General features: G+C 48.7%; 20 protein-coding genes. 8 read left to right on the plus strand and 12 right to left on the minus strand.

Going from position 1 to position 26,846, the window contains the following annotated elements:
• Together ybiA and ABIE50_RS19250 are read right to left on the minus strand one after the other, a co-directional pair.
• Positions 1 to 546 (minus strand): riboflavin biosynthesis intermediates N-glycosidase, encoded by a 546-nt coding sequence (gene ybiA / locus ABIE50_RS19245; protein WP_209857856.1) that lies wholly within the window; start codon positions 544 to 546, stop codon positions 1 to 3.
• Positions 533 to 1,399, minus strand: coding sequence for a TIGR02452 family protein (locus ABIE50_RS19250; protein ID WP_209857857.1), 867 nt, complete (start codon positions 1,397 to 1,399; stop codon positions 533 to 535). Before ABIE50_RS19250 ends, ybiA begins: the two co-directional genes overlap by 14 nt.
• A gap of 294 nt (positions 1,400 to 1,693) precedes the next feature.
• On the opposite strand from ABIE50_RS19250, the gene ABIE50_RS19255 reads away from it, so the two are divergent.
• Genes ABIE50_RS19255 through ABIE50_RS19265 form a run of 3 tightly spaced genes read left to right on the plus strand, consistent with a single transcriptional unit; the run spans position 1,694 to position 3,263 of the window.
• Positions 1,694 to 2,119 (plus strand): organic hydroperoxide resistance protein, encoded by a 426-nt coding sequence (locus ABIE50_RS19255; RefSeq protein WP_209857858.1) that lies wholly within the window; start codon positions 1,694 to 1,696, stop codon positions 2,117 to 2,119.
• Between the two features lie 10 nt (positions 2,120 to 2,129).
• The gene (locus ABIE50_RS19260; RefSeq protein WP_209857859.1) at positions 2,130 to 2,807 is read left to right on the plus strand and encodes a type 1 glutamine amidotransferase domain-containing protein; all 678 of its coding nucleotides are present in this window, start codon (positions 2,130 to 2,132) and stop codon (positions 2,805 to 2,807) included.
• Between the two features lie 24 nt (positions 2,808 to 2,831).
• Positions 2,832 to 3,263, plus strand: coding sequence for a MarR family winged helix-turn-helix transcriptional regulator (locus ABIE50_RS19265; protein ID WP_209857860.1), 432 nt, complete (start codon positions 2,832 to 2,834; stop codon positions 3,261 to 3,263).
• Positions 3,264 to 3,270: 7 nt separating this feature from the next.
• Here the strand turns inward: ABIE50_RS19265 and ABIE50_RS19270 are convergent, their stop codons facing one another.
• Entirely contained in the window at positions 3,271 to 4,803 is a 1,533-nt protein-coding gene (locus ABIE50_RS19270; protein ID WP_209857861.1) for a SulP family inorganic anion transporter, read from the minus strand.
• 148 nt (positions 4,804 to 4,951) lie between these two features.
• On the opposite strand from ABIE50_RS19270, the gene ABIE50_RS19275 reads away from it, so the two are divergent.
• A complete protein-coding gene (locus ABIE50_RS19275) occupies positions 4,952 to 6,310 on the plus strand; it encodes a Gfo/Idh/MocA family oxidoreductase (RefSeq protein ID WP_209857862.1) in 1,359 nt (452 codons plus the stop codon).
• Between the two features lie 67 nt (positions 6,311 to 6,377).
• On the opposite strand, the gene ABIE50_RS19280 is transcribed toward ABIE50_RS19275, so the two are convergent.
• From ABIE50_RS19280 to rhaT, 7 genes are all read right to left on the minus strand, one after another.
• Complete coding sequence (locus ABIE50_RS19280; protein WP_209857863.1) at positions 6,378 to 8,144, minus strand: alpha-L-rhamnosidase-related protein; 1,767 nt, start codon at positions 8,142 to 8,144, stop codon at positions 6,378 to 6,380.
• 10 nt (positions 8,145 to 8,154) lie between these two features.
• On the minus strand, positions 8,155 to 11,388 hold the full coding sequence (locus ABIE50_RS19285) for a glycosyl hydrolase (protein WP_209857864.1): 3,234 nt from the start codon (positions 11,386 to 11,388) through the stop codon (positions 8,155 to 8,157).
• A gap of 107 nt (positions 11,389 to 11,495) precedes the next feature.
• Positions 11,496 to 12,431, minus strand: a complete 936-nt coding sequence (locus ABIE50_RS19290) for an alpha/beta hydrolase (protein WP_209857865.1) — start codon at positions 12,429 to 12,431, stop codon at positions 11,496 to 11,498.
• A 35-nt stretch (positions 12,432 to 12,466) separates the two neighbouring features.
• A complete protein-coding gene (locus ABIE50_RS19295; RefSeq protein ID WP_209857866.1) occupies positions 12,467 to 13,864 on the minus strand; it encodes an FGGY-family carbohydrate kinase in 1,398 nt (465 codons plus the stop codon).
• A 13-nt stretch (positions 13,865 to 13,877) separates the two neighbouring features.
• Complete coding sequence (locus tag ABIE50_RS19300; protein ID WP_209857867.1) at positions 13,878 to 15,152, minus strand: sugar isomerase; 1,275 nt, start codon at positions 15,150 to 15,152, stop codon at positions 13,878 to 13,880.
• Positions 15,153 to 15,186: 34 nt separating this feature from the next.
• Positions 15,187 to 17,313, minus strand: a complete 2,127-nt coding sequence (locus ABIE50_RS19305; RefSeq protein WP_209857868.1) for a bifunctional aldolase/short-chain dehydrogenase — start codon at positions 17,311 to 17,313, stop codon at positions 15,187 to 15,189.
• A gap of 42 nt (positions 17,314 to 17,355) precedes the next feature.
• The gene (gene rhaT / locus ABIE50_RS19310) at positions 17,356 to 18,411 is read right to left on the minus strand and encodes an L-rhamnose/proton symporter RhaT (RefSeq protein ID WP_209857869.1); all 1,056 of its coding nucleotides are present in this window, start codon (positions 18,409 to 18,411) and stop codon (positions 17,356 to 17,358) included.
• A 190-nt stretch (positions 18,412 to 18,601) separates the two neighbouring features.
• Between rhaT and ABIE50_RS19315 the strand changes: the two genes are divergently transcribed.
• Both ABIE50_RS19315 and ABIE50_RS19320 read left to right on the plus strand, forming a co-directional pair.
• Entirely contained in the window at positions 18,602 to 19,633 is a 1,032-nt protein-coding gene (locus tag ABIE50_RS19315) for a GntR family transcriptional regulator (RefSeq protein WP_209857870.1), read from the plus strand.
• 35 nt (positions 19,634 to 19,668) lie between these two features.
• Positions 19,669 to 19,905 (plus strand): VF530 family protein, encoded by a 237-nt coding sequence (locus tag ABIE50_RS19320; protein WP_142687169.1) that lies wholly within the window; start codon positions 19,669 to 19,671, stop codon positions 19,903 to 19,905.
• Between the two features lie 299 nt (positions 19,906 to 20,204).
• Here the strand turns inward: ABIE50_RS19320 and ABIE50_RS19325 are convergent, their stop codons facing one another.
• Both ABIE50_RS19325 and ABIE50_RS19330 read right to left on the minus strand, forming a co-directional pair.
• Positions 20,205 to 21,227, minus strand: coding sequence for a serine hydrolase domain-containing protein (locus tag ABIE50_RS19325; protein WP_209857871.1), 1,023 nt, complete (start codon positions 21,225 to 21,227; stop codon positions 20,205 to 20,207).
• Between the two features lies 1 nt (position 21,228).
• Positions 21,229 to 21,984: an SGNH/GDSL hydrolase family protein gene (locus tag ABIE50_RS19330; RefSeq protein WP_209857872.1), complete on the minus strand. Its 756-nt coding sequence runs from the start codon at positions 21,982 to 21,984 to the stop codon at positions 21,229 to 21,231.
• Between the two features lie 215 nt (positions 21,985 to 22,199).
• Between ABIE50_RS19330 and ABIE50_RS19335 the strand changes: the two genes are divergently transcribed.
• Positions 22,200 to 25,322 carry a SusC/RagA family TonB-linked outer membrane protein gene (locus ABIE50_RS19335; protein ID WP_209857873.1) on the plus strand — a complete coding sequence of 1,041 codons (3,123 nt, stop codon included), beginning with the start codon at positions 22,200 to 22,202 and terminating at the stop codon, positions 25,320 to 25,322.
• Positions 25,323 to 25,346: 24 nt separating this feature from the next.
• Entirely contained in the window at positions 25,347 to 26,828 is a 1,482-nt protein-coding gene (locus tag ABIE50_RS19340) for a RagB/SusD family nutrient uptake outer membrane protein (RefSeq protein ID WP_209857874.1), read from the plus strand.
• Positions 26,829 to 26,846 lie beyond the last annotated feature (18 nt).

Consider the following 26,846-nt stretch of genomic DNA (forward strand, 5'->3'; position numbering starts at 1 on the left):
TTATTTAAGTTGATCTCTGACTACCATGAGCGCGTAACCGAGCAGGTTATGCCCGCGCCATAGCAGCGGATTTTCCACGTTTTCGCTGGTAGCGGCCATGCCAATGCCCCATATGCGGTCCATAGGGCTGGCTTCCACCAGTATGCGCCCGTGTGTGTTAATTAAAAAAGTTTTCAATGCCGGGTACTGCGAAAATTTATGATAGTTCCCCTCCACAACCAGGTCGAATTTATGCGCATCCCAGGTAACCGCGTCAAAGTTTTTCACTTGTCTTCCCAGCTTCTTGGCTTCATCCGGGGTGTTGGCAAGCAGGATTTTCTGCAGCGTAGCGTTGTCATTGAACAGCCGGGCCTTCCCTGCCATCATCCAGTGTTCTGCCGTTTTATAGGTGACACTGTTTACCGTGAAAGGCGAGGGCCACCACTGGCTGAAACAGCTCTGGGTAATGCTACCATCCGCAGAGGGACGGTGCCCCCAGAAGAAGATGAATTTTATTCTTTCTTTGGCCTGATACTTCGCGATCAGCCAGTTGTTATCGTACTTCATTGTAAGCAAATTTATGATTGAATGCCTGCCTGTTTACCTGCTTATCCGATATATCATACACAGCGAACACGATCTGGCGGAACGCATGTTTGAACGTATCGTTATGCAGCAGATGGTGTGCAAACCATCGGGCAATATCGTTTGGGTCGTTCCTGAATACGCCGCAGCCCCAGGCGCCCAGAACCAGGGTGGTTTGCCCATGTACCACTGCCACGGATAACAATTTCTCAATCCTTGACAGCATTACCGGTTCCATCTCTTTCAGGCGTTCCGGGTCATTGTTCCGGAGCGCGCCTGCGTTTACTGCGGGTGAGGTTAATATAGCCACACAATAATGCTGGTCCAGTAGTTCATCATTGTCGTCCCGGAAAACGGGTACCTGTGGAGTATAGATCATTTGATCCGTATACAGCAGGGTACTATGATGCCGGTTGAAATCATACATTTCCTGTTTTGTTTTCAGACTGGCGTACAATCCACTGGCTCTTGCCAACGCTTCCTCCTGTGCCTGTGCTCCGCCAAGAAAGCCGCCACCCGGATTTTTAGCCGAGGCAAAGTTGAGGCAGCATACTTCTTTAATGCCCTCTGCTGTTACCAGTCTGCGCGCAGCAGCGAAAGTAGTTTCACCGGTAACGCTGATGCTAACGGGTGTATGCCGCACCGACTGCAACAGCAGATCACGTTGTTTAAATACTGTATCAAAATCATCCGGCTTGTATAATACCGTATTATCAACAGCAGTTTGTAAATCTTTGCTGATATCTACCTGTTTGTTGTGTTGGTTCATGTAATGGCCTGCTTCCAGTATGTCCAGTGTTTCATAGGCAATAGCCATTCTTTTGTTTTTGTTCATGTTGCTTTAGTTTTTCACTGGTGCAGGAATGTTGCGGGGTTAACAGTTCCATTACACCCGTGCTGGGTTATAATTTTGTTTACGTCATTATGACGCAAAGTAAAGAAATATTTTTCTAATGCAGATATTTTTTTTGGGGAGAAGAGTAACGATGGATACTTCTTATCATGGATCGATGAAACTATCTTATTAAGAAACACCTCAAAGAATATCCTGTTAAATCCCTTCTTCAAGAAAATAAATTTGGAATTAAATTGTGTACAATCTAATTTTACACAATAAATAAAAATACTCATGGAAAAGATCGAAAAGTTGTACACAGCGCACGCCAGCGTTACCGGCGGCAGAAACGGGCATATTGTATCGTCAGACGGCGTACTGGATCTCGAAGTAAGAATGCCAAAAGAACTGGGTGGCAGCGGCGGCGCCTACACCAACCCGGAACAATTGTTTGCGGCGGGTTATGCTGCCTGCTTTGATGGCGCCCTCAACCTGGTGATCAGAACTCAGAAAGTGACCGCCGGCACTACACAGGTAAATGCAGAAGTTAGCATCGGCAAGAACAATAACGGTGGTTATGGGTTATCAGTAGAGTTACAGGTTGCTATTCCGGGTGTGGAAAGGGAACTGGCACAGGAACTGCTGGAAAAAGCACACCAGGTATGTCCTTACTCCAATGCTACCCGGGGTAATATAGAAGTAACATTAACACTGATCTAAACTTCATTTTATGAAAGTATTAATCGTACTGACATCGCACAGTGAACTGGGGAACACCGGTCATAAAACCGGTTTCTGGGTGGAGGAATTTGCCGCTCCCTATTATGTGCTGGCAGATGCCGGAGCCGAGATCACCCTGGCTTCTCCGAAAGGCGGGCAACCACCAATTGATCCGAAAAGCGAGCTGCCTGAATTTCAGACGGAAGCTACTACCCGCTTTAAAAAGGATGAAGCACTGCAACAAAAACTTGCTGCCACCATGAAGCTCAACGAGGCAAACGCCTCCGACTACGACGCAGTATTTTATCCCGGCGGGCACGGCCCCCTGTGGGATCTCGCCAATGATCCCGCCTCTGTGTCGCTGATTGAAACTTTTTACGGGCAACATAAACCGGTGGCATTTGTATGCCATGCTCCTGCTGCACTGCTCAGGGTAAAAGACGCGGATGGCGCGCCACTAGTAAAAGGAAAAGAAGTAACCGGGTTCAGTAATACAGAAGAAGAAGCGGTACAGTTAACCAACGTAGTGCCGTTCCTGTTAGAAGATGAATTGAAGCAACTCGGCGGAATTTACAGCAAGGGAAAGGACTGGCATTCCTATGCGCTGAAAGACGGGTTGCTGATCACCGGTCAGAACCCCGCATCCTCTGCGGCGGTGGCACAGATATTAATGGAAACATTAGCTTAATTTTGTGTTGCTAAATATGCTGCCTTGAAACAACAACTGAAATTATCAAATCAACTTTGCTTCTCATTTTATGCTTTGTCGAGGCTGGTAACTTCGCATTACCAGCCTTTACTTGGCGCCCTGGACCTTACCTACCCGCAGTACCTTGTTATGCTGGCGCTATGGGAGCATGATATTTTATCGGTGAAAGCACTGGGCCGGCTGCTTATGCTGGATTCAGGCACGTTAACGCCTTTACTAAAAAGACTTGAAGCAAAAAAACTGATCAAACGTGTACGCAGCAAGGAAGATGAACGGATTGTAAACATCCACCTAACAGCAGCCGGAAAACAGCTGCAGCAACAGGCTGCAGATGTCCCCGAAAAGATCAGCTGCAGCATGGGATTTACGGCTGAAGAATTCAATACGCTGAAACCAATGATCGATATTATCCTGCAAAGACATGCAGAAGAATAACAGGCAGCTATTTTATAGCTACCATATATTCCGGGTCTTCCATGATATTTACTTCTATTACGCCTGCGGCATCTTTCAGCAGCTGCCGGCAGTCGGCGCTCAGGTGTCTTAAATGCAGCTTTTTATCTGCCTGGCGATAACGCCCCGTTAACTTATTCAATGCCTCAATACCACTCATATCCGCAATGCGGCTGTCTTTGAAATCAATGATCACCTCTGCCGGATCATTGGCTACATCAAACTTCTCACTAAAAGCTGCCACCGATCCAAAAAACAACGGGCCATATATCTCATAATGCTTAATGCCTTTTTCATCAGTGTATTTCCGTGCACGGATCCTTTTAGCGCTTTCCCATGCAAACACCAGTGCGGAAATAATGACGCCAATAAGCACTGCCAGCGCCAGGTTATGCAGCCACACGGTGATAACAGCTACCAGTATCCCCACAAAAATATCTGCCCGGGGCATTTTGTTGATGATACGGAAACTGGCCCATTCAAAAGTAGAGATCGCCACCATCAGCATTACGCCTGTGAGGGCGGCCATGGGTAAGCGTTCTATCACCGGCGCTCCGAAAAGCACCACAGCCAGGATGGTCAGCGATGCTATTATCCCGGATAAACGCAATTTTGCACCGGCAGAAAGATTTACAAATGTTTGCGCTATCATGGCGCAACCACCCATACCATAGAAAACGCCGTTCAGCATATTCGCTCCGCCCTGTGCAATTGCTTCCCTGTTGCTGTTACCCCTGGTGCCTGTCATCTCATCCACCAGGTTTAGTGTCAGCAGGCTTTCGGTAAGCCCTACCCCTGCCATAATCAGGGCATAAGGGAAAACCACCTGTAACGTTTCAAAAGTAAAAGGTACCTGCGGAAGGTGAAACGGCGGAAAGCCACCGCTTACGGCGGCAATATCCTTCACTGTGCGGGTAGAGATCCCGAAGGCCAGCACTACTGCAAATACCACGATAATAGCCACCAGCGAGGCGGGTATCTTTTTTGTTATCCTGGGAAAGAAGATAACTATGGCAATAGTCAATGCTACCAATCCTATCATGGTCCAAAGGGGATGCCCGCTCATCCATACCAGCTCGCTGCCTTGCATGGTTTTAAACTGCCGGAACTGCGATATAAAAATAATTACCGCCAGCCCATTCACAAATCCATACATCACCGGCTGTGGCACCAGCCTGATAAATTTACCCAGCTTAAACACCCCTACCAGTAATTGTAACACCCCGGCCAGCAGCACCGCGGCAAACACATATTCCAGCCCGTGCAACTGCATCAGAGCGATCAGCACCACAGCAGTGGCTCCGGCGCCACCGGATACCATACCGGGCCTTCCTCCGAAAACAGCGGTCACCAACCCCATTATAAAGGCTGCATACAATCCCACCAGTGGCGGGAAGCCGGCCAGTATGGCAAAGGACAAAGACTCCGGGATCATGGTCATGGCCACGGTAAGCCCTGCCAGTATCTCCGATTTGTAATCCGGTTGCTGTGAGAAATCAAATAAACCAGTAAAAGTCTTCATCAGAAAAATTTAGGTGTCGGTTTTAAAGAGGCGCAAAGGTACGCATTAACCGGTACTCATATTATTATGTACAGGTTATAATTTCTTCGGCTGAATGATTATCTTTCTCTCCTATAGTTCTGTAAACCTTATTTAATTGTTCCACGCTATGGAGAATTTCAACATTAACCGTCGCCGTTTCCTGAAGGGAGCCACGGCTACGCTGGCACTTTCCGCCATCGGCGCCAGTGCGCTGGATTTCATTAACCCGGCAAAACCCTTGCGGGTAGCCCTGATCGGCACAGGATGGTATGGTAAAAGCGATTTGTTCCGGCTTATCCAGGTGGCGCCGGTAAAAGTAGTAGCGCTTTGTGATGTAGATAAAAATATGCTCCAGGCAGCAGCGGAAATGGTGCGCAAACGTCAGGCTTCCGGTGAAACGCCCCGCCTGTATGCTGATTACCGTAAACTGTTGTCTGAAAATGAACTGGACATTGTATTGATAGGCACTCCGGATCACTGGCATGCCCTTCAAACTATAGAGGCCCTCAAAGCCGGCGCCAACGTATATGTACAAAAGCCTATCAGCGTGGACGTTATTGAAGGAGAAGCCATGGTAGCCGCCGCCCGCAGGTATAACCGTGTGGTGCAGGTGGGCACACAGCGGAAAAGCACGCCCCATTTGATAGATGCCAAGAAAAATATTGTAGACGCCGGCCTGCTTGGCAAAATATCACACGTGGAAATGTGCTGTTATTACCACATGCGCAACAACGGGAACCCGCCGGTACAGGCTGTGCCAGCGTATTTCGATTATGAAATGTGGACAGGCCCCGCTCCCCTGCGGCCCTACGACGGGCTGCCACACGTGCGCTGGTGGCGTACTTTTATGGAATATGGCAACGGTATCATGGGCGATATGTGCGTGCATATGTTCGACACCGTACGCTGGATGCTGCACCTGGGATGGCCCAAACGTATCAGCTCCACCGGTGGTATTTATGTACAGAAAGAAGGCAAATCGAATATTGCCGATACACAGTCGGCCATTTTTGAGTACGATGAGCTCAACTGTGTATGGCAGCACCGTACCTGGGGCACGCCTGCTGATCCAAAGTACCCGTGGTCATTTAAACTATATGGGGAAAAAGGCACACTGGCGGCCAGTACTATGTCGTACGACTTTATCCCTGAAGGCAACGGCACCCCCATTCACAAGGATGTAGTATATGAAAAGGAGAAATACCCGGAAGACCTTACCGAACCGGCTATTGAGCTGAATGCAGCACCCGCTACCCGCCTGCATATGCTGGATTTCCTCGGTGCTATAAAAAATGGCGGCAGGCCTGTTGCTGATATCGGGGAAGGACATATTTCAACTGCCAGCTGTATCCTCGCCAATATATCCATGCAAACAGGAAGGCCTGTGGTATATGATCCGCAGAAACGGATCATTACCGGCGATCCCGCTGCCACGGCACTGTTACAACGGCCGTACAGGGAGCCATGGATACACCCGGTAGTTTAATTTTAAAGACATAAAAAAAGAACGGCGCTGATCACATGCCGTTCTTTTTTATGTATAGAAAGAAAACTTACTCCCTGACCACTTTCACCTGTGCTGGCGCTTTGATATCAGATTTAATTTTCCCATTGGAAAGTCGTGTATGCTTCACCGTTACCACTCCATAAGGCGTGGGAAATGTACCTTCGGCATATTGCAGATCACCCAGGTGAGGCGTTACCCTGATCACTTTACATCCCGGCTCCAGCACGGAAATACCAAGTACATGCTCCGTTAGCCATGGCGTTGGCCCGGAGGCCCATCCATGGCATAGGCTATGACGGAAACCTTTGTAACAATAAGCGCCATAGTCGCCGTGAATATCCTTTTTTCCCTGCGGCACCAATTCATCAATGCGGGAAGCACCGGGCAGCCAGTCCATATTAAAATCCTCCCAGAATGTTGTAGCGCCCAGATTCAGCATAGCGCCCCAGTAAGTGCGGATATCGTTTAGCCCTCCCTGGTAGTCGCCCGCTTTTGCTTTTGCCTGCAGCATATAGTAGCCATAAAAAGTGGAGTAATCCTTTACACCACCGGCGCTTATAATCTCATCATTCATTTTCTTCGCAGGGGCCAGGCCTGATAATGCCATCAGCGCAGCGGCCTGTTTGGAACCGCTGGCATCAGGTACATGCTGCTTCAGTCTTGCCACGGCAGCATTGCATTTTTTCACGGTAGCTTCATCGTTCAGTATTTTGCTTAACGCGGCGCCTGCATCCAGTGTCATGATCATCATGGCCTGCAACCCCGCATGAATACCAGCTTTATTTTCACTGGATGGCCAGTCGAGGAAACGGGTACCGTCGTTCAGGTCTTCACTGTTCCTGGCGTCAATTTTTTTTGTAAGATGATCCAGCAATCCTTTCAGGTAACCAGCCTGTTGTTTCAGGTAAGCGAGGTTACCGGTGTGCTGGTACCAGTCGCGCTGTATAAGCACCCACCACATGGAATAGGACACCATGCCATTCATATACTGTGGCAGCGGGGTGATATCGCGGGAAAGATCCAGGCTTTGAGGCACTACTTCATTATATCCGAAAACGGTACTGATGGTAGATGTTTCGGGGTGCATATCACCGATCCATACAAGGCGGTCCCGCTTTATACCATCCCATAAATAATCCTGCATATTCAAGTGGACCGTGTATGCGCCGGTGAGCCAGATCTTATTCAGTAAGGTATCGCTGCACTTAAAAGAGCCGAGATAAGGAATGTCGCGGTATACGAAGATGGCCCTTACTTCCTTGAGCTGTAGCTCCGTGTTATCATCCGGCAGATCTATCCGTACAAAACGGAAGCCGGTATTACCAATCTCCAGTTTGCCCAACCAGGGTACTTCTACTATCATATCACGTATGGCGTGATCGTTGGTGGCATTTTTCCCCGGTTCAATATCACTCATAGCCTCACTTACAGATTCCCCAAAACGTACCCGCAGCTTTACCGGTTTGCCGCTTTTATGCATACCGGTAACCAGTTGCAGGCCCCCATGCAGTTCTTTCCCAAAGTCGAACAGTAAGCCAGGATGTACAGTAGCCGTGCTTTTCAGCACACACATATTCTGATTGGCCAGGTCGGCCTGCCCGTTGCCCGGCAACAGGAAGCGTTGTGCATTGATGATATATTCACCGGTAGCAGGTGTTTGCCATATAATTTTTTCGGGAGATAAATAACGCCGCACTGTAGCTGTTGACTGAACCGTGGCCATACGGCTGCTATCGAACACCGGTGGCAGCTGGGCAGCAGCTGAAATGCTGCATAACATCAGTGCGTATAAAATGCTGTTATATATTTTCATGTGATCAGGTTTAATACTTTACAGCAGTGAGCTTTACGGGGCCAGTCAGGCCGGCGGACTGGTAACTGCTTTCCGGCGTATATGGGTTTACGTTACTCCATGTTCTTCTTTCTGAGGCCGGCAATTTGCTATCGCCAATGAGGCGGTTTACCCAGGTATTCACTACTGTTACCGTTAACCTGTTATCCCCCTTCTTCAGTGCATCTTTTACATTTACACGATAAGGGGCTGTCCATACATTGCCCAGCGCTACACCATTCAGGCTCACATCCGCCATTACGCCCACGGCGCCAAGATCTAAGTATACAGTGGATCCTGCCGGTGGTTCATCTGTCTTAAAAGTAATTTCATAAACAGCGGTACCGGAATAATTGCGGATCTGTTCATTGGTATGCATGCTCCAGCTTATCAGCTGATCAAACACTAGTGGTTGAGCGGGGCCGCGCTTTTCAGTATCAAAGCTTACCTTCCACGGTCCCTGTAACTGCATCAGCGTAACTGCCTGCGGGAAATTAACGGCAGTGCCTGCCCCGGCAGCAGCCTTCTTTTGAAACAATACAAAACCGCTTTGATAAGGGGCTAACGTTAACGGCACAACGGTGTGAGCTGCCTGCTGTTTGAATTGTTTCAGTTCCCGCGTTTCCCCGGTTACGGCATCCCACCATTCAGGTTGTTTGCCTGTTACACGAAAAGCGGGCGACAATCTAACTGTTTGATCCGATTGGTTGGTGACGAAATATATTTCACCTTCCCGGGTTGTGCGGTGGGTATACAATACCTGCTCCGGCAGCTGTGCCACGTCTGCGGGCAATTGCAATATGTTCAATGCCTGCTGCATATCCATACCGCTGAGCACCTGTCCTTTGCCATACTTTCTCTGATGTTCCTGGTTATTGCCCCATAACCCAGCAGCAAGCCGTTGCACGTTTGCATCTGCAGCAGGATACCCCTGCAGGCTTGGCGATCGGCTGGGCGCAGGCCCCAGGATGACAGCGCCTTCTTTTACCAGCTGCGCAATTTTCTCCAGCAGCTCCGGCCGCATGGTTTCCAGTTGTGGCAGCACCAGCAAACGATAACTCATGCCATCCGGCAATACCAGCCTACTATTCTTCACCTGTAACCGCTCCATGATCACTTCTGCATTGATGTAGTCATAGGAATATCCCCTGGGTAATTCAGGATCTCTTACTCCTGTCATCTTCGGTGCATCTTCCCCAATAAAATAGGCGACATCATTTACTGCTTTACCCTGCTGCAAAAGGAAGTTACATCTCCTGATATAATCTATAAAAGCTTTGCCCTGGTAAAACCAGGTGTTCTTCCTGTTGAACTCCGTGCCAAAACCCGCGTTCACACCAGGTTCCCGGTCTTCATACGGTTGTTCGATAAACACATGTAAAAGACTGTGATTGATGCCTTCCGTAAAGGACCAGTCGCCACGGCGCTTCAGCAACGCCGGGTAACGGCCGTAGGCATTACCACCGGCGGTAAATGACTCTGCTGCTACTCTTGTTTTACCATAAATATGCGCAGCAGAAGAAGCGGCGCGGCATTCGATATTTCCCAGGGTTCCTTCATTCCAGAACTCTCCTGCCACTTCATCCGATTGCCCGCCATATTTAAGGAACTCTGATGGGAAGCCCCAGTGGCCATAGTTTTCCAGCCACAGTTTCATACCGTCTTTATGACTGGCCTTACGTAACCCCGCCACGTATTTATAGGCAACACGATCGGCTACCAGGCGGCGGAGATCCCACAGGAACCGGTCGGACTGATCGGGAGTACCCACTACCCTGCCTGATAGCACCGGCAACCAGGGTAAAGGATCGTAGCCATATTGTTTTTTGAAATCCTCCGCCATGTCATCGGTCCAGTTTTGCGAACCCGTTTCATAGCTGTCGGCCACTACCCATTTCAACGCGATGCGCTCTGCAGCAGGGATGCTTTTACGGATCTTACCCACAAAGGCATCATAGTGGTATTGCGACCATTCATCGCTGATCTTGTCTATTTCCAGCCCTGTTCCTTCCGGTGAAGCAGGGCCATTGGTAACACCGGTAGGCAGCATGCCATATCGTACTACTATCCAGTTACCGGCAGGCACGTTCCAGGTAAGCGTGCCATTGGCTGATACGTTTTTTGTGAGATGAACAACTTTTGCCGGATCAATGGTAAGGCCCTGGCCGGATACGTCCGGCTCCCGGGGCCACTGATATTCATTCCACAGTGGCAACGGTGTCTGGAACATCTTTGCCAGTTGTTTTTCTTCAAAGCGCTCAATGCGTGGGGCTGCAAGCAATTTTATTTCTGCCAGTGCAGGATGGCCCTCGCTGGTGAGCAGCCGGAACTGCCTGCCGGTGGTGGCTTTGAAAGAAACCGCTACCGGTGCATAAGGTTTAAAGCCTACATTATTTTGCGGGTTGCTCCGATCAAATTCAAATTTCTTTACCGTACGCCAGTTGTTCCCTTCTTTTACCTGCAGCTCGAACTGTGCTTTAAAAGGCTTTGCTGCCGGGTAAATAATCAGGCTGCGCGCGGTGAAATCGCTGGCTACTTCCAGGTCAATGCAGGCAGGGATTGCCTTGTCCGCAGGGGCGGCAACAATTACCTCTTCCGTAGTATTCCCGTCTGCCAGTTTTTCAATATTGCGGAATGTGATGTTGGAAGTGATACGTGGCGCATGTTTGCCAATATCGTCGTCATCCTCAGCGGGTACCGGGAATGCCAGCACCGCCACTGTCTGAAAATCGGCGGGTGCTGCCGGCAGCTGTTGCTGATACTGTTGCGGGCCATGAATAGTAACCTCCTGGCCCGCGAGGTAGCGCATCGATTGGGAAGGCCTGATCCACGGACCACCACTCTGGCTCCAGCCGGGACTATTGAACAGGCCAATGTCCAGGCCGTTCTCTGAAGCGGTACGTATAGCCGTCCGTGTTACCTGCCACCATTCGTCGGAAAACAATTTTACTTTTCCATATGGCACCTCTTCTTTAGGATATCCTATGTTACCGATGAAAGCGCGGCCAATACCTACTTTCGCCATCGCTTCCACATCTTTCTTCACCCCTTCCTGTGAAATATTATCGCTCATCCAGTACCAATATACACTTGGTTTAATACTATCGGGCGGCGTTATAAATCCCTGTTGCAGCGGGGATTGTTGTCCGCTGGCGCTTAATGCAGCCGACAGCAGTAGTATAACTGCGCTGTACCTGGTGGCTTTTCCTATAATAGTATTATGCATACTTTGTGTCTTCGTTTAACCGTAAGAGTTATGGCAGCAGTAAGCCGGGCTGTCGGTATTTATCCGCAGCAGACCGCCTGTAATATCTTCCAAAATAAAAAAGGTTATCAGTATAACTGTCCTGTACCTCCCTGCAGCAAAGGGTTGCCAGGATTGAGCATCCCCATCCGGCCCAGCCACTTCATCGTGATCTGCATCCACACTTCTACGGGTAGTTTCAATACAAAACCGTGGTTACCTTCCGGATAAATATGCATTTCTGCGGGTACATGCTGATGGCGCAGGGCCTGGTAAAACACCAGGGTGTTATCTACATCCACAACGGTATCGTCGCCGGTGTGGAACAAGAGCGTTGGAGGGGTTTGCGGCGTCACCTGCCGGTCGTTGGAGTAATTTTTTATGGCCTCTTCTCCAGGCTGGCTGCCCAGTAATTTTAAACGGGAGCCGGAATGTGTAAGGTTCTTTTCCATGCTGATCACCGGATACACCAGGATCATAAAATCGGGGCGCAGGTTGATACCGGCGTTTGCCGCCAGCGCTGGCTTATTAAAATGCGTGCCTGTTGTGGAAGCCAGGTGGCCGCCGGCAGAGAAGCCCATAATACCCACGCGGTTGTTTTCTATATTCCATTCCGTGGCATGGGCCCGGATTATTTTTATAGCTTCCTGTGCATCCTGTAAGGGGCCACTGCTTTTGTCCTGCATGATCTTATCATCGGGCAGGCGGTATTTGAGCACAAAAGCGGCGATACCCTGCTTTTGGAAATATGCTCCTATATCAAGCCCTTCTTTCTGCAATACCACCCAGGAATACCCTCCACCGGGGCAAATCAGCACTGCGGTACCCGTGGCTTTTTCTTTTGGTGGCAGGAATACCGTTAAAGCAGGCACACTGGTATGCGCGCGGCTGTTATCCTTATTGGTTACTTCTTCATCCGCAGTGGCAATTCCTCCGGGAGGAACACCATCATACAAAGGCATAACGGTTTGTGCATTGGCGGCAAGGGTAACGGAGCTAAAAAGCAGGATAAAAAAAGCACGCATAGTATTATTTATTGGTGGTAATGATAATCAAAACTTCATAAAGTTGCATCATGTGTCACCGAATAATATTTCAGTTCTATCAGGTCGTTAGGCATTGGCTTACTGTTCCAGTGCGAATGAATAGCCAGGGCGGCGCCCATTGCGGTAGCCTGCGCCATGGAAGCAGCAAAAATTTCAAGATCAGGGAACAGGGTGGCCAGCAGGTTCATGTAAATGACGTTCTTACTGAATCCACCGTCAACGAATATACGTTTTACACGGGCGCCTTTTAATACCCTGCTGGTGGTTATGTATTGCTGGTTGGCAATATCCAGCATCAGCTGATGATAGGCTTCGGTATCAGATGCAAATGTGCCCAGGTCCCGCTGCCCGAATATGGATGCCGGCATCCGCTGTTTGTCGGCCTGCAGCTGTGGCGCATCCTGCTTATTCCGCTCCTTCAGCATACGGATGATATTAGTATCATACTCCACCGACCTGTAACGGGCAGCATGCTGATCAAAATGCGCGGCAATACGTTTTACCTGTTGCTCATGCTCATAGCCTGCAAACAACCGCGAAGCCTTCACGGGCTTGCCCTGGAACGACATATAGCATAAACAGTCGGCCTCCAGTTCTTCCGGTGTAAGTGGCGTATCGTTAAACGGGTTCAGGCTGATGCACCAGGTACCGGTGGAAATCAGCACAAAAGGCTCATGAAAATTAACCAGGTAAGGGATCAGCGCAGCGGAGCTGTCGTGCAGTCCTGTGCCTACGGCATAGTTATTCCCGGGGAAAGCAGCGGGCATCACTTCTCCGGAAGAAAAAAGAGGCGCCAGCTTTTCCAGCACCCCTTCCTTTATTAACCACGAATGATATTCATTTTGTTTAAAGTCCCAAAGGTTGGTATGGCAACCGATACTGGTAATATCTGAGCAGGCAACGCCCGACAGCAGATAGCTCATATATTGCGGCAAATGCAGCGCGTATTTCATGCGGCTGAAAACTTCCGGTTGTTCATATTTCAGCCGGTACAGCTGCATACCTGAGTTAAGGCTTCCCAGCACAGGCGATGCTGCCTGCACCGAAAAATTGGTTTCTCCGCCATATTTGCTGTAAAACTGCTGGCTTAGTGCAGCGGGATATTCCTTCAGGTAATTGTACAATGGTGTTAATGGGCGCCCTTCTTCATCGATGTATACCAGGCTTGCGCCGTAAGTGGAAAAATTGATAGCCTTAATGGCTACATCTTTTCTCCGGAATACCTCCCTCAGCGAATCGAATACAGACAGCCGGAGGCTTTCCAGGTTTTCACAGGGCGCGCCATCTTCATCTACGGTTTCCGTAAAACGGGCAGTACGCTCAAAGATGATCCGGTACTGTTCATCAAAGAGAAACAGCTTTTTGTTGGTTTTTCCAACATCAAAAATGGCAATAACGGGAATCTCGCTCATAAACACTTTTAAATTACAAACCAGTGGCCATTGTTTTGGCCCCTCTTTCACGTACCAGGTGATCTCTCACTTTTTCAGAACGGTACAATGCCAGCGGGTTCAATGCGCCGCCGGATTGTATTCTGGCCTCGGCTACCAGCGGCCGCACATCTGTACGGAACGCCTGTTGCAGTATTTCCTGGGCCGTTACCACATCATTGTTCTGCTGTGCAGCCAGTAATTGTTCCCTGTCTACCAGCAATGCCTGCGCGTAAGTGATCATGATAGCTTCCACGGACTGTAACAGGTCTTCCAGCGGATCTTTCACATTATGCGAAGCGTCTATCATCCAGCCAAGATCAGTAGTATGGCTCATGCCGCGGGCATCCATTCCTTCCACCAGTTCGTTGAAGATAAGGAACAGCTGGTAAGGCTTAATGCTGCCAACGGTCAGATCATCATCGCCGTACTTGGAATCGTTGAAATGAAAGCCTCCGAGCTTACCTTCCATCAGTAACAAGGCTACAATCTGTTCGATGTTCGCATTAGGCAGGTGGTGCCCCAGATCCACCAGGGTATAGGCTTTCGGGCCCAGTTTATTTGCGTATAGCAGCGACTGGCCCCAGTCGCCCACTGTAGTAGAATAAAAATTAGGTTCAGCAGCTTTATATTCCACAAACATTTTCCAGTGGTCCGGCAGGGCGGCGTAAATTTCCTGTAAACCTTCCAGGGTATTCTGGAAAGCGTGGCGGAAATTGAGTTGACCGGGGAAACAGGAACCATCGGCCAGCCATACGGTGAGGGCATCGGAACCCAGTTCTATGCCATGACGGATCACTTCTATGTTGTGCTCTATTGCTTGTTTGCGGATGTCTTTATTAACGTTTTGCAGGGAGCCGAATTTATAGCTACGCTCCTGCCCTGGCTGATCCTGGAAGGTATTGGAGTTCATGGCATCAAAGCGCAGGCCATGCTGTGCAGCCATTGCTTTGATGTGCGCCGGGTTGGATGGAATATCCCAGGGGATATGCAGGGAAATGGCGCCGCTGGACTGGTTCAGCTGGTGCAGCAGGCCTATGTCTTCAATCTTTTCCTCCAGGCTGCGCGGTTCGCCACCACCGGGGAAACGCCCGAAGCGCGTACCACCGGTACCAAGCGCCCAGCTGGGAATACCCACCTGGAAGGCCTTCAGGTGCTGCAATATTTCAGGCACATTTTTTATTTCCCCTGAGAGATACGCAAACGCCCGCTGCTGCGCCGTTATCCCCGCCTGGTTATGTTCTTCTATCCTGTATTTTTCAATTCTCATGATGATCTTTTTAACAGCAGATAAAAAAATGTTTCTATCTCACAAAAGCCATGGCTACACCGCCATCAACGTTCAGTACATTGCCGGTTGCCTTGTTCAGTAATCCGCCTACAAAGGCATAACAGGCATTGGCAATATCTTCCGGTACAATAATTTCATTCAGCAGTGTGCGCTTTGCATAAAACGCTGGCAGCTCTTCCACCTTTACGCCATATGCTTTAGCGCGGCCTTCCGCCCATGCGCCGGCCCATATTTTGCTGTCGGAGATCACCGCATCCGGGTTTACTACGTTCACGCGTATACGATCTTTTCCCAGTTCTGCAGCATTGAGCCTGCTCAGGTGCAGCTGCGCTGCTTTCGCCGAGCCATAACCTGCATTATTGGGGCCGGATACCAGCGCATTCTTGCTTACAATGTTCAGCACATCTCCACCGGTATCCTGTTTGCGCATAATTTCCACGCCTGTTTGTGTAACCAGGAACTGTCCCTTTACGAGTACATCATATAGCAGGTCCCAGTCTTTTTCTGTGTGATCTTCGATCGGTTTGGAGATAGATAAACCGGCGCAGTTCACTATAATGTCCACTCCTCCGAACGCCAGCACGGCGGTATTGTAGGTATTACGGATAGATGCGGCGTCTGTAACATCAAGAAGGTCCGAAGTGAACCCGTCTTTCCCGAACAGTTTATTAAACTCTTCCGTGGCAGAGGAAAGCCGCTGCGCATCATTATCATTGATCACAACTACAGCACCTTCTTCTGCAAACTTTTTGGCGATGGCTTTACCGATGCCCCCGGCGCTGCCTGTTACCAGGGCTATCCTGCCGGTAAGGGCTTTAGGTTTGGGCATACGTTGCAGTTTTGCTTCTTCCAGCAGCCAGTATTCGATGTTAAATGCTTCCTGCCGTGGCAGGGAAGTATATTCTGAAATGGCTTCTGCGCCTTTCATTACATTGATGGCGTTGATATAGAATTCGGCGGCTACGCGGGCGGTTTGTTTATCTTTTGCAAATGTGAACATGCCTATGCCCGGATAGAGGATCACTACAGGATTAGGATCACGCATAGCGGGACTGTTGGGATGTTTGCAGGTATTGTAGTACTCCTGGTACATTTCCCGGTAAGCGGTAAACAACGGTGCCAGTGATGCTTTCACCGTTGCCACGTCATTCAGGTCAGCATCAGGCTGGAGGTTAAGCACCAGCGGGCTGATCTTTGTACGGAGGAAGTGATCCGGGCAGCTGGTGCCAAGCGGGGCGAGCCTGTCGAGATCATTGGAGTTGATAAATTCAAGCACCCGTTGGTCGTCTGTAAAATGACCCACCATTTTTTGCTGTGAAGAGCAGTATCCCCGCAGCACCGGCGCCAGCGCAGCTGCCTGGGCTTTGCGGCGGTCGGCCGGAAGGGATTGTATCCTGGCACCGCCAAAAACGGGTTTATTGCGGCCGGTGTTTTCTTCCAGGTATTCCGCGCAGCGCTCTATCACTTCCAGGGTATTGATATAGCTTTCATAAGCGGTATCACCCCAGGTGAACAGTCCATGCGAGCCCAGCATGATACCGCGGATACCGGGGTTTTCATCCAGGCATTGCTTCAACTGCAATCCGAGGTCAAATCCGGGCTTTTGCCAGGGCACCCAGCCAATGGTGCCATTAAACAGCTCTTGGGTGATTTTCCGGCCGTCTTTTGCCGCGGCAATAGCTATGGCTGCATCCGGATGGAGATGGTCAATATGTTTAAAGGGCAGGAATCCATGCAGGGGGGTATCAATGGAAGGAGCTTTTGAGCTGAGGTCATAAATACAGTGGTTAAACAGCTCCACCATTTCATCTTCATGCGCTATACCCCTGTATATATTTTTCAGGCTGCGAAGGCGGTCAACATACAGAGCGGCCAGACCGCTTTTTTTGAGTGTGCCCAGGTCTCCGCCGGAGCCTTTTACCCACATTACCTCAACGGGTTCTCCCGTCAGCGGATCTTTTGCCATGGCTTTGCAGGAGGTGTTCCCGCCGCCATAATTGGTAAGCCGGAGGTCAGCGCCGAGTAAATTGGAACGATAAATCAGCAAGGCAACTTCGTCACCAGCCATGGAGGCGGCTGTTGCTTCATCCCATAAATAGCTGACATGCCTGAATTGCGTAGTAGTTCCATCTAAAGACATACTCTATAATTTTAACGTTTTTAATTGCGATAATAATGCGGGTTAATTTTCGAGTGAATTACCATATCCGACCAGTACTACAGAAAGAATAATAGTGAATATGCCCAGTGAAATAGTGGCGAATGTTTTTTTGCTGGCGTTCTTCCATTCCTTCAGCACAAAACCCCACATACCGGAAATCAGGATAATAAAAGCCATGTGCAGGATCCAGGAGCTGGCGTCATTGCCCAGTTTACTTTCTCCCATTCCATAAAAAAAGAATTGCAGGAACCAGGTAGTGCCGGCAATTGCAGCAAATAAATAATTCCTTACCAGCGGAGTGTTTTTGTTAGTATAGTCATTAAACGAGCGGTTACGCCTGTTGAGGAGCATACACCAGATAAAGTTGGTGGTAAGCCCGCCCAGCATAATCACTACAAAAATAACATTGTTACGGAACAAGGGATTGGTATTATTGGCCTCTGCTGCCTTGCCCATGCTGTTGCCGGCGGTAATGGCAAAGCTCATGCAGGCGCTCAGGATACCGGAAACGATAGCTACAGCCAGTCCTTTGCGGAGATTGAATTCCTGTATGCTTTCTGTTTTCTGTTCCCCGGTAAGCTCCTTTTCTTTCATCATACCCGCTTTTCCGCAAATAGCAATACCCAGCAGGCACACCACTACGCCGGATAGCACATACAATCCCCTGCTGCTGTGCAGCATAGCGCCTATGTTATTGGGATCATCTGTAAACAGGCCGCGGTAAACGGGAGGGATCAGCGCCCCGAAGGCAGAACAGAAACCCAGCGCAACCGCCATTCCCAGCGACATACCCAGGTACCGCATAGATAACCCGAAGGTTAAACCGCCGATACCCCATAATACACCCAGGAAATAAGTCCAGAACAACACCGTACCTTCCGTGTTGCGGATGATATCCATAAAACCGGGAACGGTAAGCCAGGCAGCTACCAGCGGCACCACCAGCCAGGAAAAGATCCCGCCTACGATCCAGTAACTTTCCCAGCTCCACCCTTTCACCTTCTTGTAAGGGATATAAAAACTCCCAGATGCAAATCCACCTATAAAGTGAAATAAAACTCCCAGTAAAGCCTGCATAATTATGTAGTAATTTGTAACGTGGAAACTAAAGTTTCATAAAAATAAAGCATGTACTTTTTTAAACTGTCATGCACTGTCATGCTTCCGGCCGGAGGTAGCATTTATAGAATTAAATCATTATCATTGTCCTGCAAAGAGCCATGTTATAGCCTGACAGCTAATTCCACGGATCAATACCTGACGAACCATGAAACAGCATCCGATCTTTAAGCATCTTTTTATTGATGATTTTTCCGCTACGCCTAAATATTATCAGCTGGCCAATTCTATTATCAAAGCCATTGTTGATAAAAAAGTGCAGCAGGATGACATCCTGCCCTCTATCAACGAAGTGAGTTACGCCTTTGAAATTTCCAGGGACACGGCGGAAAAGGCATACAAATACCTGAAGGGGCTGGGTATCCTTGGCTCTGTACCCGGTAAGGGTTACTATGTATCGCAAACCAATCTTGATCAGCAATATAAGATTCTGTTACTGTTCAACAAACTGAGCGAGCATAAAAAAATCATTTACGACTCGTTTGCCGATAAGCTGGGAGAACAGGCCAGTATCGACTTCTATATTTATAACAGCGATTTCAGCCTCTTTAAAAAACTGCTGTCACAGAATATCAATGAATATACGCATATTGTAATACTCCCCCATTTCCGGGAACGATGGGAGCATGTGGATGAGGTGATCAATACCATTCCGAAAGAGAAACTCATCCTGCTGGACAAGAAGCTGAAAGGAGTAACCGGCGAATATGGCGCCGTATACGAGAACTTCCAGGAGGATATCTACGGGGCGCTGGAACAGGCCAGGGATAAGCTGCAGCAGTACCATACCATCAAGATCATCTACCCCGATAATACCTACTACCCGGAAGAGATCTACGAGGGATTTATGCAGTTTTGCCAGAACTATGCTTTTAACAGTAAAAAGGTAGATGAAATTGATGAGGAAGATATACAGCCGGGAGATGTATATATTAACCTGCGGGAAAATGACCTGGTACAGCTGATAGAAAGGATCAACTCCTTAAACCTGAAAATCGGAAAAGACGTAGGTATCATTTCCTATAATGAAACACCACTGAAAAAATTTATTCTCAACGGCATCACCACCATTTCCACCGATTTTAAATGTATGGGAGAAATGGCGGCACAACTGATACAGGATAATTCCCGGGCACAGATAGAGGTTCCGTTCTATGTAACCATGCGTGCATCTTTGTAATTAACTTACCTTTGGGGCATTAAAACGGGACAAACATGCAAGCACAAGACCATTCCAACGATCCGCTGCACGGACTAACACTGGAGAAGATCGTGACACACCTGTATGAAAGCTATGGCTGGGAAGAACTGGGTTACCAGGTAAGGATCAACTGTTTCATCAGCAACCCTTCCGTGCAGAGCAGTTTGAAATTTCTCCGGAAAACGCCATGGGCACGGAAAAAGGTGGAGGATTTTTATATTTATTCTCTAAGGAAGAAGTTATTAAAATAATTATAGTTTGATTTTTAATCCCATTTCCCGTTTCATAGTGAGCAGGGCTTCGGCATTTACCAAAGAAAAAGGCATCCCGGCCAAGCCAGGATGCCTTTAACGCCAAAGCGTTAACAGATTCTCTTATGGAGCCGCCCGGGTTAAACTAAATTAACCTTAGGTGTCCATGAATATTCTGTAGATAGCATGAATACCTCCTTTTCTTTGGTGAGTAATGAAACTACAACAAAATATCTGAATAAGAAAACACTACAACAAAAAAATAACATATTGCCGCAGTGGAATTATGTAAAGGCTTGTTATTGCTGCTTTATAACAGACGGTAGTAATATTTCCCGGATACTCCTTTCAAAAGCATAAGCCCTTGGTATATCGGTTTCCCTATATCCTACATTTTCCATTACCACCAAACTGGTACGGGTAGCAGGGTAATAAAAGTTGATCAGTGTAAAACCAGGCTCCGGCATATATCCCGTGTGCCCCATCTCCTGTTTATCATCGCTCAGCACAATTCCATAACCGGTTCCCATGGTACCATATACCGTGTGTTGCCGGTGCTGCCAGGCATGCGTCATCAGCTGGTAGCTGCTGTCTTTCAGCAATTTTCCTCCATACAACAGTTCATTCCACCTTACCAGGTCGCGCGCGGTAGACACTACGCCGGCCCCGGCATAATGCCAGTCGGGGATAGTATCCGTACAGGCTTCCAGGCTGCCCGAAGGGGTTTCATGGTAGCTTTGCACGGCATGAATATGGCCGGTGATACCGGAATGCTTCATACCGCATTTCCTGAAAAGGGCTTCCGCCAGTTCCGTATAGGCTTTACCGGTAGCATGCTCCAATACTGATTTCAACAGCGAATAGCCAAAATTGGAATAAGCATATTGGGTGCCGGGTGGGAAAGCCAGCGGTTCATCAAACCACCGGACACCGGAAGTATGGTTCAGCAGCTGGTGAATGGTGATGCTGTCGGCCCAGCGGTCTTTAATGTCAGGAAGACAGGCATGCAGCGTTTGCTGCAATTGTATATGCCCTTTTTCCACTTCCTGCAAAACCAGTACGGCGGTCATCTGCTTGGTAACAGACATAATGATGAACGGGTCATCGATGCTCAGTGCCTGTTTGGTTTCGCGGTTGGCATAACCATGGCTTTTTGCGTACAATGTTTTATTACCCTGTGTAATCAGCACCACACCGTTAAACTCACGTGGATCTTTGGTGGCCAGCAGTGAATCCAGCCTGGCGGAAAGAGGTTTTTGTGCAGCCAATGCACCGGTCACCAGCGCCAGGATGCCTGTAAAAACGGATGAAAGTATTTTCAATTTATTTCTTCTTTAATGCGGTGGCTATTGCTTTTTCTGCCAATGGTCCCATTACCTGGTAGCCGGCTTTATTGGGGTGTACGCCATCAGATGTAAGTTCGGCTTTCAGTCCTTTTCTTTCATCTGCCATTGCCGAGTAATAATCCAGGTATACACAGTTATTCTTAGCGGCGTAGTTTTTAAGACGCTGGTTCAGGTCGGCGATCTTCTCCACCGGTCCCAGTCCTTTACGCCAGGGATAATCAAATGCCGGCAATACAGAAGATAGTACCACTTTGATCCCGTTTGCCTTAGCCAGTTCCGTCATAGATACAATATTGCCGAAAATTGTTTCCACGGGGGTATAGCCGGTATTTCCCGCAATATCGTTGGTACCTGCAAGGATCACTACTACTTCGGGCTTCAGGTTAATTACATCCGGCCGGAAACGGATCAGCATCTGCGGAGTGGTTTGCCCGCTGATACCACGATTGATATAGGGCTTGCCTTCAAAAAATTCCGGGTTCAGGTTACTCCACCCGATCGTAATGGAATTTCCCATGAAAACCACGCGATGCTCCCCGGGCTTCGGAGCAGCCACCCCGGCATTTGCTTCCTGGAAACATTTTAAACAGGCCCAGTCCTGTTTCATCAGTTCCTCCCGTTGCTTCTTTTCTTTTGCCGCTGCATCGGCATCGGTAGTATTCTGTGCAAAAGCCGCAGTGCCCAATACGGCAAACAGCGCTGCCAGTGTCAGGCTTTTTCTGTTCATGATCATACATCAGGTTTTTTAACTGTCCGCATTCTGATAAATGCAACGGAAAGTAACAATATTTTCCCGGCTTTTACAAACGCCTCTTTGCTAACGTTAGCGGCTCCGATACAGGACAGTACAGGACAGTACAGGACGCAACAGGACAGGAATGTATTATTCTTCTACTAAATTTATTTCCGTAATGTAATGCCGTTTCATCAAATCAAATTCCACTCGTTATGATCAGAACTTCCATCCTTTACCAGAAAGGATCCTCCTGCCTGCTACGTTTTGGCGCCTCTTGTTCTGCCTTGTTATTCATCAGTACTTTTTCCTATGCACAAAAGAATAACATCAGCGGACAGGTAACCGATGCCGGAACAGGTTCTCCGCTTCCCAGTGTAACCATTGGCGTTAAAGGTACCAGTCAGGGCGCATTCAGCGACGCCAATGGCAGGTATACCATTGCCGCTGGTACATCAGACTCTCTTGTTTTCAGTATCATTGGCTATGGCAGCAAAACCTATTATGTAGGCACACGCACCCGCATCAGCGTACAACTGGAGCCAAGCAATAAAGTGCTTAACCAGGTAGTGGTAGTTGGCTATGGTACCCAACAGAAAAAAGACGTAACAGGATCTGTGGGAATTGTTTCCATGAAGAATATTAAAGACATGCCCATTGCGGGGCCCGACCAGGCCCTTGCCGGTCAGATAGCCGGTATCCAGGTTAGTACCTCCAATGGTATTCCCGGAGGCGGCCCCCAGGTGCAGGTGCGCGGTATTGGCGCGGTAGGCGCCGGCAGCCAGCCACTGTACGTAGTGGATGGTTACCCGCTGTCTACTACATCCGACCAGGTATCTGATCCCATGAATGCGATCAACCCGCAGGACATTGAATCCATGGCTGTACTGAAAGATGCATCTGCTACTGCTATCTACGGTTCCAGGGGCGCCAACGGCGTGGTATTGATCACCACCAAACGGGGCAGCTCCGGTATCCCTACCGTACAGCTCACTGCCAATTACGGCATCCAGGCCATTCCCCAGAAAGGACGTCCCAACCTGATGAACGGGCAGGAATTTGCACAGTTCAGGAAAGAAGCGATCGAAGACAATATCCGTTTTACCGAACACCGGGAACCAACAGATGCTGATATCCCGGAAGTTTACCGTCATCCTGAACTGATCGGCGAAGGCACCAACTGGTTCGAAGCCATCACCCGAACTGCTCCCATGAAGGAAATAAACCTGAGCGTAAGCGGTGGTACAGATAAGATCAGGACCTATATCTCTGCCGGCTACTTCAGCCAGGACGGGGTGATCATCAACACCGGTTACCAGCGTTTCAGCGTACGTGCCAATGTAGACGCCAACCTCACCGACCGGTTTAAAGTAGGCTTTAACATCGCCCCTTCCTATACCACCCGTAAAAGCGGCGCTGTAGGAGAAGGAAGAGCTGAAACATGGGGAACCGCCAGTCCTATTGAACCTATTTACAACCCCGACGGGTCATATAATGCCTACATTCAAAGCCCCGGTACATTTGGTCTTGCCAACCCGGTAATGGTACTGAATGAAAGCACCAACAAATCCAAAAGCAGCCGTATCCTGTTTAACACCTACGGCGAATACGAAATCCTGAAAGGACTGAAATTCAAATCTACTTTTAACGTCGACTATCAACAGGGCAGCAACGAATATTTCCGGCCCTCTACCCTTGCCAACGAAAATGCGGCGCCTCCCAGTATTCCTTCCGGTAGCTTCGGTACGGGAGAATACCTGAACTGGCTGAATGAAAATACACTTACTTACCAGCACACTACCGATAATGGCCACGCCTTCACCGGCTTGCTTGGTTATACGGTACAATCACAGAAAGAACAGTACAGCGGCTTTAATGGAGCCAACTACCCGGACGATGATATTAAAACACTCAATGCAGCAGCCACTATCACCGGTGGTACCGATAAAATGGAATGGGCACTGCTCTCTTACCTGGCAAGGATCAATTATGCATACAAAGATAAATACCTGGTAACTGCCACCGTGAGAAGCGACGGTTCTTCCAGGTTCGGGCCCGATAACCGCTGGGGTACCTTCCCTTCAGTAGCACTGGGCTGGCGCATTTCACAGGAAGATTTCATGAAAAGCTCCAGGCTTTTCAGCGACCTGAAATTAAGAGCTTCCTACGGCTTCACCGGTAACTTCAACATCGGTAACTATTCCTATATGAGTAACATCGGAACAGCTGATTATGTATTCGGCGGCTCCCTCACCGGTGGACGGGTCATGAACAGCCTCGGCAACCCGGTCCTGGGCTGGGAAAAAATGCGCGAACTGAATATAGGCGTTGACGTTGGATTGCTGAAAGACCGCATCTACCTCACTATTGACGCTTATAAAAGAAATACACAAGACCTGTTGTTAAACGTGGAAATACCACAGTCCAGCGGATTTGGGAACGTTACGGAAAACAAAGGCGACATGGAAAATAAAGGATTGGAAATCGGTATTTCAACCCGGAATATAGAAACCAAATCATTTACCTGGGCTACCAACTTTAATATCTCCTTCAACAGGAACAAAGTGCTGAAACTGGGTACCGACAATGCACCTATCTATTCAGGTAACAGCAGTGAGGGCAACCCTACCAATGTTACCATGGTAGGCAAACCACTGGCTATGTTATACGGATATGTATTTGACGGTATTTACCAGAACCAGGCAGAAGTAGATAAAGGCCCCGCATTCCCCGGCGCTATTCCCGGTAACATCCGGTATAAGGATATCAACGGTAATGGTGTGATCAACCCACGGGAAGATTTTGCCATCATCGGTAATCCTTATCCCAAGTTCACCTGGGGTATGACAAACACGCTCAATTACAAAAAATTTGACCTGCGCATACTGATCGTTGGTTCCAACGGGGCCGACAGGCTTCATGCTACCAACGACTATAATGGTAATATCGATGGTGTGTTCAACGTAAGAAAAGATGTAGCCAACAGGTGGAGATCAGAACAAAATCCGGGCAACGGGAAAGTGCCTACCACCAATGGTTCCGGCCGTGGCAGGGTAATGTACCGCGATGTTAGCTCACTCACTATTGAAAAGAACAACTATGCCTGGGTGAAAAACATCGCACTGGGATACAGCTTCCCCGCAGGAAAAGGATTTTTACAGAGCGCAAGGATCTATGCCAGCGTGCAGAATGCGTTGCTCTTTACCAAATACAGCGGCAACCCCGAGGTGACCAACTACATTGGCAAAGGCGGAAGCGGAGCCCTAGTACCAGGTGTAGATTATTCCAACTACCCTGTACCACGGATCTTTACCCTGGGCACCAATCTCACCTTTTAATTCAGTATTAAAAAGACCAGCAACATGAAAAGAAAATTATCATATATCGCCATACTTGCCATTGCTATGAATGGCTGCACCAGCATGCTGGATGTAAAACCTAACTCTTTCTCCAGCGGATCAAACTACTACAAGGACGAAGCGCAGATATTACGCGCTGTAAACGGCTGCTATGGCGTATTACAGGAACTGTATGTGGGCGACTACTGGGCCATGTCGGAAATGAGGGCAGACAATACCAATTACCAGTACGATGAAAGTGACCGCGGAGCGCAGCAGCGGGAAGAGATAGATGAATTCCTCATTACGGCCACTAACAACTACGTTAATAACGTATGGACTCAACTATATAGAAACATTCAACAAACCAATGTGGTCATTACCCGTATCGACGGTGTAACGTTTTCAAACGAAGCAACTAAAAAACAGTATCTCGGGGAAGCAAAGTTCCTCCGTGCGCTCTACTACTTTCACCTGGTGCGTCTTTTCGGCAGTGTGCCGTTGCTGGTGAAAGAAGTAACCGGCCCGGAGGGAGCTTTAACCCCCACCAAGGCATCCGTAGAGGAAGTATATGCCCAGATCATTGCAGATGCTACGGAAGCTGCGGCTAACCTGCCCGCCACTTATCCTGCCAGCGAAACCGGCCGTGCTACGAAAGGTGCTGCATTAACGCTGCTGGGTGAAGTGTATATGACCACAAAGGATTTCGCAAAAGCGGTAACTACCCTGAAAGAAGTTACTACGCTCGGTTATTCACTGGTGCCTGATTATGCGGATAACTTCGACCCCGCTAAAAAGAATAATTCGGAATCCATCTTCGCTGTGCAGTATAACTCCGGTATGGAAACAGAAAGCAGCAATTATATTTTTGTGTTTGGCCCGCGCAACGGTAAAAAAGATCTTACCGGTTTCAACGGTAACCTTGGCGGCAACAACATACCTACGCCCAGCATAGTGAATGCGTATGAACCGGGCGATAAAAGAAAGGATGCTTCTATTTTTATGTATGATAGCCCCACCAACGCAGCTTTTGCTGAATCAGTTGCCTTTGGGGGAAAGCTGCCGCTCATCAAAAAATTCTATCACCCTCCATATGCGCTGGATGGCCGTGCCAACGAAAACTGGCCGGTATACCGCTATTCACAGGTATTGCTGATGCTGGCAGAAGCGATCAACGAAACAGGCAACGGCGACCCGCTGCAGTATATCAATCCCGTGCGTAAACGTGCAGGCCTGAAAGAACTGCCTGCCATGAGCCAGGCCGCTTTCCGCGATGCAGTGTTCAATGAAGAGCGCGTGGAGCTTGCTTTTGAAGACAACCGCTGGTACCAGCTGCTCCGCACCGGCAAGGCAATGTCTGTAATGACAGCACATGGTATTGAAGAAAAGAAAAGGTTGTCGAGGTTAAGCCCCGCTTCTTACAATATTCAACCATACCAGTTGTTATACCCGCTTCCTGAAAGAGAAGTGCGACTGAATGGCTTTGCACAAAATACAGGCTGGTAAAAAAAGTTAGAAAAACGG

It is taken from the genome of Chitinophaga sp. OAE865 (assembly GCF_040546735.1).
Classification (GTDB): Bacteria; Bacteroidota; Bacteroidia; order Chitinophagales; family Chitinophagaceae; genus Chitinophaga; species Chitinophaga polysaccharea_A.